This is a genomic window from Pseudomonas yamanorum (assembly GCF_013386765.1).
Taxonomy (GTDB): domain Bacteria; phylum Pseudomonadota; class Gammaproteobacteria; order Pseudomonadales; family Pseudomonadaceae; genus Aquipseudomonas; species Aquipseudomonas yamanorum_A.
This window is the reverse complement of record NZ_JACARE010000088.1, coordinates 1-10,513: the sequence shown is the minus strand read 5'-3', so window position 1 is coordinate 10,513 and position 10,513 is coordinate 1. Positions and strand designations below refer to the sequence as shown.

Below are 10,513 nucleotides of genomic sequence, written 5' to 3'. Positions count from 1 at the left end.
GCGGAGTAATACCGGAGTGCGGGCACACCGAGCCTAGGCGAGGTGCCGAGTGGTGGGGCAAGAGCGTTTTGCTTACTTTTGCGCTTTTCAAAAGTGAGCCGCTGTAAGAGCGGAACCCATAGTGGCCGTTACCTGAATAACGGATATGCCCACACCACCACCCCCACCCAAAAAAAGAAGCTTTTATGACAAAAGTTCGGTAGTCCCCGGTGCCCCCGGTCTTGGCTATGTAACGCGCTCAACAACGCCAAAACAGGCGATGCCAAAGCCGTAAGCAGGATGCCAGGAGTGGGGCGAATGGGAACTATGGAACGTTATTCGAAAGTCGGCATGCAGGAGCTCGACCAGCGCCTGTCAAAGATCGTCGAAGCCGCGCGCAAAAAACCGGTCTCGGTCTACCGCTATGGCGCACCGTGGGTATGGATCGTCTCCCAGGAAGACTGGCAAGGCGCGCTCAAGGAAGTCTCCAGCTACATCCCCGCAGGCCATTCACTGGTCCTGCTGCGCCCGCAGATCGACGACATCCTCGACCACCACCGCGACCTGCTCCAGGCCGAACCGGGCACCCAGATCGCCCCCCAGACCGTCTTGCAGATCTTGCTGCTGCAACTCCTGTACTCGGTCCCCAACGAACAGCAACTGCACGAACAACTCAACTACAACCTGCTGTTCCGCTGGTTCGTCGGCCTCGACCTGAACCAGAAAGTCTGGGGCATCAACCTCCTGCAACGCGACATCGCCACGTTCCTGGACAACCCACGGGCGGTGCAACTGATCCAGAAAATCATCGGCGAAGTGTTCTGCGGCGCCTTGCTGCACATGCCGGAGTTCTCCCTGAACTTCGCCCTGCTGCACACCTGGCTCGCACGGCACGGCAACACCTCGATATCCAGCAATTGAACAGGCCAAACGCCGGGCAAACGGCGACGGCAATCATCTTGAGTAAACCAGGGGGCGGTGTGGAGCATCTGTTCAAATCAACGCTGGCGCTGTGCTGGCTGACGCTGGGCGCATTGGCGCAACCGGTACAGGCCGAAGAGCAGGGCGCCCAGCCCGAAGCTCCGGCACGGCTGGTGGACGTCAACGAGTACTTCGTGCGCGGCAATACCGTGCTCGACGCCCGCGCGATCGAAGAAGCGGTGTACCCGTTTCTCGGCCCGCAAAAGACCCTGGCCGATATCGAAGGCGCCCGGGATGCCTTGCAGAAAATCTATCAGGAACGCGGCTATCAGTCGGTGTTTGTCGAACTGCCGGAGCAGAAGGTCGACGACGGTATCGTCTACCTGCAAGTCAGCGAGACCAAGGTCGGCCGCGTCCGCGTGGTAGGCGCCAAACATTATTCACCGGTGGAAATCCGCGACGAAGTGCCGGGCCTGAAGGAGGGCGCCGTACCGGATTTCGCCAGCGTGCAAACCCAACTCGCCGGCCTCAATCGCGGCGTCGGGCGCCAGGTCACGCCGCTGGTTCGCGAAGGCCAGCGCCCCGGCACCATGGACGTCGACCTGCAGGTGGAAGACCAGAACCCGTGGCACGCCAGCCTCGGCCTGAACAACGACTACAGCGCCGACACCAAGGAATTGCGCAGTGTCGCCACCCTGGGTTACGACAACCTCTGGCAACTGGGCCACAGCATTTCCCTGACCTACTTTACGGCGCCCCAGGACAGCGACAACGCCAAGGTCTGGTCGGGCTCCTACACCGCGCCGCTGAGTGATCGCTGGAGCCTGCAGTTCTCGGGCTACCAGTCCGACAGCAACATCGCCACCATCGGCGGCAGCAACGTGTTGGGCAAAGGCCATTCCTACGGCGTGGCGGCGATCTACAGCCTGCCGGCCAGCGGCAACTGGGCCAACTCGTTCTCGGCCGGTGTGGACTTCAAGGACTTCAAGGAAGAGATGAAGTTTGGCGGCAGCACCGACGACATTCCGCTCAAGTACGCCCCCCTGACCTTCGGCTACAACGGCTACCGCTACACCGAGCAGTCCCAACTGGGCCTGGGCTTGAACATGATAGTCGGCACCCGCGCGTTTTTTGGCTACGGCAGCGACGCCGAAGAGTTCCAGTACAAGCGCGACCAGGCCAGCCCCAGTTTCGCCGTGCTCAAGGGCGACCTGAATTACACCTACACCTTCGGCAACGACTGGCAGTCGGCGTCCAAGGCCGGCTTCCAGCTGGCCTCGGGGCCGCTGGTGTCCAACGAGCAATATTCCGCCGGCGGCGCCACCTCGGTGCGCGGTTATCTCGCCGCCGAGCGCACCGGCGACGAAGGCTACCTGCTGTCCCAGGAACTGCGCACGCCGTCCCTGGCCAAGTTCCTCGGCAGCTACGTGCAGGAGTGGCGCTTCTACGCGTTTGCCGAAGGCGCGCGCCTGCGCCTGCATGACCCGCTGCCCGAGCAGGAAGACGAATACAGCCTGGCCAGTGTCGGCCTGGGCACCCGCGCCAGTTTGAGCAAGTGGTTGTCCGGCAGCCTGGATTGGGGCTACCCGCTGCTCGATGGCCCAAACACCCAGAAACAGGACTCGCGACTGCACTTCAGTGTGCAGGCGACTTTCTGACCCCTTTTTTCGGAGACTCCTTACATGCAACGCCTATTTCTGAGCCTGTTGATCTGCCTGGGCTTCGCGCTCCCGGCCACCGCCCATGCCTGGTGGCAGGACGATTGGCACTACCGTAAACAGATCACGGTGGACACCACTTCCCAGGGCGCCGGCATCAACCAGGCCCTGGGCCGCACCGCCTTGCTGGTGCGCCTGCACACCGGCAATTTCACCTTTGACGGGGTCAAGGACGACGGCGCCGACCTGCGCTTTGTCAGTGCCGACGACAAGACCGTGTTCAACCACCAGATCGAAAGCTTCGACCCGCTGATGGGCATGGCGCTGATCTGGGTCGACGTGCCCAAGGTGGAAGGCGGCCAGCGCCAGGACCTGTGGATGTACTACGGCAACCAGAAGGCTCCGTCCACCGCCAACGGCCAACTGACCTTCGACCCGAACTACACCGCGCTCTATCACTTTGACGGTGCCAACGGCACGCCGCCCCGGGACACCACGGCCTACGGCAACACCGCCGTGAACGCCACCGGTGCGAGCATCGACGGTGTGATCGGCCGCGCGCTGCAATTCGGTGGCCAGCCATTGCTGTTACCGGCCAGCCCATCACTGCAACACGCAGCGGGCGGCGCGTTTACCTTCAGCGCCTGGTTGCGGGTCGACCAGGCCAGCGGCGAGCAAGTGGTCATGGCCCGTCGCGAGGGCGCCCACAGCCTGTTGCTGGGCATGAACCAGGGCATGCCATTTATCGAAATCGACGGCCAGCGCGCGGTCTCGACCCAACCGCTGAACCCGGGCCAGTGGCAGCACCTGGCGTTCACCGCCGAGGGCGAAAAGGTTTCGCTGTACGTCAATGGCCGTGAAACCGCGAGCCTCGCCGTGGCGATGCCGGCGTTCAATTCGCAGCTGGCCATCGGTGCCGATCTGCCGGAAGCCGCCAGTGGCCACCTGCCGTTTACCGGGGCCATGGACGAGCTGCGTCTGTCCAAAGTCGCACGCCCGGCCGCCCTGTTGCTGGCCGATGCCACGGCCCAGGGTGCCGAGTCGAAACTGGTGGCCTATGGCGTGGATGAGGAACAGTCGGGCTTCGGTTTCGGCAGCCTGGGTTTCCTGCTCAAGGCCGTGCCGGTGGATGCCTGGGTGATCATCCTGGTGCTGGTGGGGATGATGGTCCAGTCGTGGTTCATCATGGTCCGCAAGAACCGCCAGGTGAGCCGCGTGAGTGCGGCCAACGAGATCTTCCGCGAGCAATTCGCGCAGATCGGCACACGCCTGGAGATGTACTACGACGACGCATTGCTGGCCGAACGCCTGACCCATTCCTCGCTGTGGCGCCTGTACCTGGTGGCGGTCAAGGAGATCCGTACCCGCCGCGCCCAGGGCGCCGATACCTCGTCGGTTTCGGCGGCCACCATCGAGGCCATCCGCTGCTCCATGGACGGTGTGCGTACCCGGGAAAACCAGTTGCTCGGCGCCAAGCTTTCAACCTTGTCCAACGCCATCGCCGGCGGCCCGTACATCGGCCTGCTCGGCACCGTGCTGGGGATCATGGTGGTGTTCCTCGGCACCGCGATGGCCGGTGACGTGAACATCAACGCCATCGCCCCGGGCATGGCGGCGGCCTTGCTGGCCACGGCCATGGGCCTGTTTGTCGCGATCCCCGCGCTGTTTGGCTACAACCGCCTGATTACCCGCAACAAGGAAGTCAGCGCCGACATGCGGGTGTTCGTCGACGAGTTCATCACTCGCCTGGCGGAGATGCACGGCGAGAGCCAGCACAGTGAAGCGGCGCACCGTCGCGACCACCACGCCAACGTTCCGGCCTGAGGAGAATCAGCATGGCTTCCGTGAATGCCTCCCACGACGATGACGATGACGCACCCGTCGACAGCATCAACATCACGCCCCTGGTGGACGTGCTGATGGTGGTGTTGGTGATGTTTATCCTGACCGCCACCGCCCAGGTCTCGGGGATCCAGATTCACCTGCCCAAGGCCAGCGCCTCGGTGTCGCTGTCGGAGGCCAAGACCAAGGCCATCTCGGTAAACGATGGCGGCCAGGTGTTTCTCGATGCTTACCCGGTGACCTTGCCTGAACTGGAAGAACGCCTGCGCATCGAGAAAGCGTTGAACCCGGACTTCCCGGTGATCGTGCGCGGCGACGCCATGGTGCAGTACCAGAAGGTCATCGAGGTCCTCGACTTGCTGCGCCGGTTGGAGCTGTCCCAGGTCGGGCTGGTCACCGGCAAACCGAATCAGGGCTGAACCATGACCGCACAGATGCCGATCGCGCCGATGCCGGCCAAGAACAAGCCGCCGTTGCGCCCGCTGAAGTGGGGCGTCGGCCTGCTGCTGGGGGCCGTGGCCGCCTGGTTTCTCTGGCAGTGGGCCAATGACATGAGTGGCGTGCGCCGCGAAGCACCCAAGGTGCCGACGATTATTCCGTTGCCGCCACCGCCGCCACCGCCACCGGAAAAACCCAAGGAGCCCGAGCCCGAGGTGCAGGAAAAAATCCCGGAACCGGAACCCACGCCGACCCCGGACGAGGTCAAGCCCGAGGAAGAAGCGCCGCCTTCACCGGCGGACGACCTGGCCAACCCGATGCAGATCGACGGCGATGCGCAGTCCGGCAACGACGGTTTCAACATCGGTGCCGGCAAGGGCGGCGGCATGGCCGGCTCCGGTGGCGGCGGGCTTGGCACCGGCACGTTCAAGCAGTACCTGGCCGGGGTGTTCCAGCGCCTGCTGCGGGAAGACCCGCAGCTGCGCAAGAAGGCCTACACGGTGCAGGCCGACCTGTGGCTTAGCGCCGACGGCGAGGTGACCCGCGTGGAGCTGGCCAAGTCCAGCGGCGACGCCGAGACCGACGCCCAGGTGCTGGCGGCCTTGCGTGCCACCCCGCGCCTGAAGGAACGCACACCCGCCTCAATGACCCTGCCGGTACGCCTGTCCCTCAAGGGCCGGCGCCCGGATTGATCGAACCCTTTTTTGCAGTTTTCTACAGGAGTTGTGTGCAGATGATTTCCCACGTGAATCGATTGACCCTGGCGGTCGGCATGGTCATCGCGACCCTGGTCGGGCAGGCGACGGCAGCCCCTGGCGCACCTTCGGAAAACGCCACGGTCAACCTGATCCGCCTGCTGGTGCAGCAAGGTGTGCTCAAGCAGGAGCAGGCCGACGGGCTGATCGCCCAGGCCGAGAAAGAAGCCCAGCAAGCCCGCCAGGCCAATGCAGCCACAGCGGTGGCGGCGACCGGCCCGGCAGCGGCTCCCGGCGATGTGCGCGTGCAGTACGTGCCGGCGGCGGTACGCGACCAGATTCGCGACCAGGTCAAGGCCGAGGTCATGGCCACCGCCAAGCAGGAAAACTGGGCCCAGCCCAACACCTTCCCGGACTGGGTCTCGCGCATCAGCTTCGACGGCGACATTCGCCTGCGGGATGAGTCGCGCTACTTCTCGGGCAACAACAGCAACGAAATCGTCGACTACGCCAAGCTCAACCAAAGCGGGCCCTACGACGTCAACAAGAACACCAACACCCAATTGCCGCCGTTGCTCAACACCCGCGAGGACCGCGAAAACCTGTTCCGCCTGCGCGCCCGCCTGGGCATGAAAGCCGTGATCTCGCCCGACTGGACCGCCGGCATTCGCCTCGGCACCGGTAACGACAACAACCCGGTGTCCACCACCCAGACCCTGGGGGGCGGCTTTGGCAAGAAAGACATCTGGCTGGACCAGGGCTACCTCACCTGGAAGACCACCGACTACATGACCCTGACGGCGGGGCGCTTCGCCAACCCGTTTTATTCCACCGACATGATGTATTCCGGCGACCTCAACTTCGACGGTGTGGCGGCGATCTTCAACCACAAGCTCAACAGCGACTGGGGTCTGTTCGGCACCCTCGGCGCGTTCCCGGTGGAGTACAGCCCCGACACGGCCACCACCAACGGTTTCGACAAGGACGAGAGCGAAAACAAATGGATGTTCGGCGGGCAGATCGGCGCCGACTGGAAGATCAACCGCAGCAACAGCCTGAAAGGCTCGATGGCCTACTACCACTTTGGCGACATCCAGGGCGAACGCTCCAGCCCTTGCTCGCCGTGGTCCGGCCAGCCGGCCTGTGACACCGACGGCACACGCCTGGCGTTTATGCAAAAGGGCAACAGCGTGTTCCTGCTGCGTGACATCGCCCCCAACCCGGCAACGCCCGGCCTGACCCCGCAACCGCAATTCGTCGGCCTGGCCTCCAAGTTCAATGTGCTGGACCTCAACCTGGCATGGGACAGCGAGCTGCCGGAAGACCTCAAGCTGCGCAGCCAGACCAACTTCATCCACAACCTGGCCTACGACAAGGGCGAGATGCTCAAGCGCAGCGAAGGCCAGATCGTCAACAACATCAACAGCGATGGCCAGTTTGAAAGTGGCGGCAACGCGTTGCTGGTGCAGTTCACCCTCGGCAGTGCGCTGGAGATGCGCAGGAAGGGCGACTGGAACGTGCTGGCGGGCTACAAGTACATCCAGCCAGACGCCTTGCCGGACGGCTTCAACGACTCCTCGTTCCACCTCGGCGGCACCAACGCCAAGGGCTATTTCATTGGCGCCAATTACGGCCTCGACAAGAACATCTACGCCAGCGCCCGTTGGCTCAGTGCCTCCGAAGTGTACGGCGCGCCGTTTGAAGTGGATGTCATGCAACTGGAACTCAACACGCGCTTTTGACGCGCCGGAGAACGCCCATGAACACGCGAATTTGCGGCCTGCTTCTACTGCTCGTTACCACCGGCGCTTCGGCTGAAGGTATGGAAGAGCGCCTGCGCACCCAACTGCGCAGCACCACCCAGCAGTTGCAGGCGCTGCAAAGCGAGCAGGCCCAGGCCAGTGCCGCGCGCATCGCTGCCGAAACCCAGGCCAAACAGGCCCAGGCGCAGATCAAGCAACTGACTGCCGAGCTGGAAAAGACCCGCGGCGTGGCCGACCAATTGGTGGGCCAGCAACAGAATCTGCACAGCCAGGCCCAGGCCCAGGTGGCTGCCAGCAACGAGCAGGTGGGCAAGTTCAAGAAGGCCTACGAAGACTTGCTGGTTATCGCCCGTGGCAAAGAGACCGAGCGCGCACGTTTGCAGGCGCAACTCACGGAACGTGACACACAAGTGCAGCAATGTTCAGTCAAGAATCAACAGATGTACGGCGTGGCCCAGCAGTTGCTGACGGCCTACGAAAAAATCGACGTGGCCGACGTGATGAGCATCCGCCAACCGTTCGCCAGCAGCACCCGGGTCAAGTTCGAGGAACTCGCCCAGGGTTTTGGTGATGGTCTATACCTTAATCGGTTCGATGCTCCACAGACCGTCACTAATCATTGATCAACAAGGAAGAGACCACTATGAGCGACGTACAACTGATCACCAGCGTTACCCCGCAAGCCTTGACCGAGCTGCTGCAGGAAGCCGGCTACCGGGTCAACCAGACCGAGCAGAACGGCATCGTGCAATTGCTCAGCGCCAGCCAGGGCATTGGCTTTGCCGTGCGCTTCGGCAACCCGGCGGCGGAGCAGGGCAGCTATGTGGATTTCACCTACAGCTGCGCGCTGCGAGTACAGGGCGAGTTGCCGGACGGCCTGGCGCAAGTGTGGAACGCCTCCCGCCGCTTTGCGCGGCTGTCGTTGCAGGGTGAGTTCCTGCTGATGGAGATGGATGTGGTGGCGGCGGGCGTGGGTGCCCCATACCTGCGCAACCAGCTGGAACTGTGGGACCGCCTGCTGCAGGAATTTATCGTCTACCTGCGTGAATACAGCCAGCAAGCCGCCCAGCTTCAGGCCCAGGCCGAAGCCGCGCCAGCTGTCGACGCGCGCGAAGAGGCGCCTGCCCTGTGAAGAAACCAACCCTTGTGGTCGGCGCCGGCGCCCTGGTGGTGCTGGCGGTCGCGGTGGGGTTGAGCCTGCGACCGGGCAGTGACCCGGTCGCAGCCCAGCAGCCGGCGCCGGTGGCCGTGAAGGACGGGCCGGCAGTGGCGCGTCTGGGCAACCAGCAGATCGACCTGCTTGAACTCAAGTCGGTGCTGGCGGCGCTGCCGGTGGAAACCCGTGAGCAATTGCGCGGCAACCGTGGTGCGCTGGAAACCTGGCTGCGTTCGCGCCTGGCGCAAAAGGCTGTGCTGGAACAGGCCGATGCCCAGGGCTGGCGTCAGCGCCCGGAAGTTGAGCAGCAGACCCGTGCCGCCACCGAACAGATCGTGTTTCGCGACTACATGTTGTCGGTCAGCCAGGTGCCGGCCGATTACCCCAGCGCCGTCGAGTTACAGCAGGCGTATGACAGCGGCAAGTCACAATGGGGGACGCCGCCGTTGTACCAGGTCAGCCAGATTTTCCTCGCCGTGACAGACCCGCAAGCCGTCGACACCGTGCGCCGTCAGGCCCAGGAGTTGAGCCGCAAGGCGCAGGCATCGCCAGGCGAGTTTGCCGCCCTGGCCAGCCAATATTCCCAGGACCCTGACAGCGCCCGGCGCGGAGGCGATTCCGGCATGCAGCCATTGCAGCAACTGGTGCCTGAAATGCGCGGTGTGGTGGCGCGGCTCAAGACCGGCGCGGTCTCGGAGCCGGTGCAGAGTGCGGCGGGGTTTCACGTGCTCAAGCTCATCGGACAACAACCGGCGCGTACCGCGACGCTGGACGAACTGCGCGAGCGCCTGACCGAGGCCCTGCGGGCCCAACGCCAGGAGCAAATTGCCAAGGCCTACCTTGAGGGCATGCTCAACACCGCCACCTTGAGTATCGACGGCGCCGAGCTGAACAAGGTGCTGGAGTAAAAAACGCCTGACCGCATCGGATGCACAGTACCCACAAGACAGGGAGTCTCCCATGGTATTTCTTGACCCGGCTGTACCCCACGGCACCACGCCTTATCGCGGGCTGACCGAGTCCCGCGAGGCCTGGCTGGCCCTGGCCGCCGCCATCGAGCCCGAGGTGGCGCAGTATTTCCTGATCAGCGCGCGCTGTGGCTGTTTCATGCAGGCTGCGCGTAGCCTCAACATCAAGGCCACGCAATTGCGCAAGCGCCTGGCGCAACTGGAAGAGCAACTGCGCCGCTCGCTGTTCAGCTACCAGGGCAATGTCCTGGCGCTCAGCCGCGAGGGGCAGCAGTTGCAGGCGCAACTGATTGCCCTGGCCCATGAGCGGCGCCTGCCGGTGCTGGAACAACCGTTGATTCGGCTGGCGGTTGCCGAGTCGATCCTGCATGACATTCTGGGGCGTGATTTGATCGCGTTGCTGCGACGTAATGCGAGTGTGCGGCTGGAGATCATTTCCATCGACAGCGAGTTGGCGTTGCAGGCGCTGGATGCGGATGTGGTGGTGTGGTTGTCGGGGATGGAGTCGCCGGGGGCTGGGCCGAGTTTTGCCATCGATGCGCCGCAGGTGTTGGCGCGGCTGGATTATTCGCCGCATATTGCCAAGCGTTATTCGCGGTTGGCGGTGCGGCCTGACAGCATTGAAGACCTCGCGGATTACATGTTGGTGCAGTGGCAGCCGGACCGGCAGGTGGAGGCGTTGCGGCCCTGGAACAACCTGGTGGAGCAGCGCTTGGCGGGGGTGGTGCAGGTGCAGGCGTATCCGCTGATGCTGGAGATGATTCGTTGCAGTGCGTGCATTGGGTTGTTGCCGCGGTATATGAGTTGTTTTGACCGTGGGTTGACGGCGTTGGATGGGGTGTTTTTGGAGGGGATGCAGCGGCAGGTGTGGATGGGGGTGAGTGCTGAGGTGCGGCATCCGCAGGAAGTGGGGTGGGTGGTGGAGATGATCCGGAATACGTTTCGGGAGAGGGGGGAGTGGTTTGATTGATTGTGTACATATCCGTTATTTAGGTAACGGCGGCCTATGGTTTCGCTCTTACAGCGAGTCACTTTGCAAAAGCGGCAAAGTAACCAAAACGCTCTGCCCCGCCTGTCGGCACCTCGCCTAGGC

General features: G+C 63.4%; 10 protein-coding genes. All 10 read left to right on the top strand.

The genetic code is table 11. The annotated features are described in order from the left end of the window. Positions 1 to 306 precede the first annotated feature (306 nt). Genes HX875_RS32400 through HX875_RS32355 form a run of 10 tightly spaced genes read left to right on the top strand, consistent with a single transcriptional unit; the run spans position 307 to position 10,390 of the window. Positions 307 to 900, top strand: a complete 594-nt coding sequence (locus tag HX875_RS32400) for a transposase (RefSeq protein ID WP_177048999.1) — start codon at positions 307 to 309, stop codon at positions 898 to 900. 59 nt (positions 901 to 959) lie between these two features. After that, entirely contained in the window at positions 960 to 2,558 is a 1,599-nt protein-coding gene (locus HX875_RS32395; protein ID WP_177048998.1) for a ShlB/FhaC/HecB family hemolysin secretion/activation protein, read from the top strand. A gap of 24 nt (positions 2,559 to 2,582) precedes the next feature. Next, positions 2,583 to 4,382, top strand: a complete 1,800-nt coding sequence (locus HX875_RS32390; protein ID WP_177048997.1) for a DUF2341 domain-containing protein — start codon at positions 2,583 to 2,585, stop codon at positions 4,380 to 4,382. A gap of 11 nt (positions 4,383 to 4,393) precedes the next feature. Beyond that, positions 4,394 to 4,819, top strand: a complete 426-nt coding sequence (locus HX875_RS32385; RefSeq protein WP_102606336.1) for an ExbD/TolR family protein — start codon at positions 4,394 to 4,396, stop codon at positions 4,817 to 4,819. A 3-nt stretch (positions 4,820 to 4,822) separates the two neighbouring features. Next, positions 4,823 to 5,530 (top strand): energy transducer TonB family protein, encoded by a 708-nt coding sequence (locus tag HX875_RS32380; protein ID WP_177048996.1) that lies wholly within the window; start codon positions 4,823 to 4,825, stop codon positions 5,528 to 5,530. A gap of 41 nt (positions 5,531 to 5,571) precedes the next feature. Then, entirely contained in the window at positions 5,572 to 7,275 is a 1,704-nt protein-coding gene (locus tag HX875_RS32375) for a putative porin (protein ID WP_177048995.1), read from the top strand. Between the two features lie 17 nt (positions 7,276 to 7,292). Next, entirely contained in the window at positions 7,293 to 7,919 is a 627-nt protein-coding gene (locus HX875_RS32370; protein ID WP_177048994.1) for a DNA repair protein, read from the top strand. A 20-nt stretch (positions 7,920 to 7,939) separates the two neighbouring features. Then, on the top strand, positions 7,940 to 8,428 hold the full coding sequence (locus HX875_RS32365) for a YbjN domain-containing protein (protein WP_177048993.1): 489 nt from the start codon (positions 7,940 to 7,942) through the stop codon (positions 8,426 to 8,428). Beyond that, positions 8,425 to 9,360 carry a peptidylprolyl isomerase gene (locus HX875_RS32360; RefSeq protein WP_177048992.1) on the top strand — a complete coding sequence of 312 codons (936 nt, stop codon included), beginning with the start codon at positions 8,425 to 8,427 and terminating at the stop codon, positions 9,358 to 9,360. The genes HX875_RS32365 and HX875_RS32360 overlap by 4 nt, the downstream gene beginning before the upstream one ends. Positions 9,361 to 9,412: 52 nt before the next feature. Continuing rightward, on the top strand, positions 9,413 to 10,390 hold the full coding sequence (locus HX875_RS32355) for a LysR family transcriptional regulator (protein ID WP_177048991.1): 978 nt from the start codon (positions 9,413 to 9,415) through the stop codon (positions 10,388 to 10,390). Positions 10,391 to 10,513 lie beyond the last annotated feature (123 nt).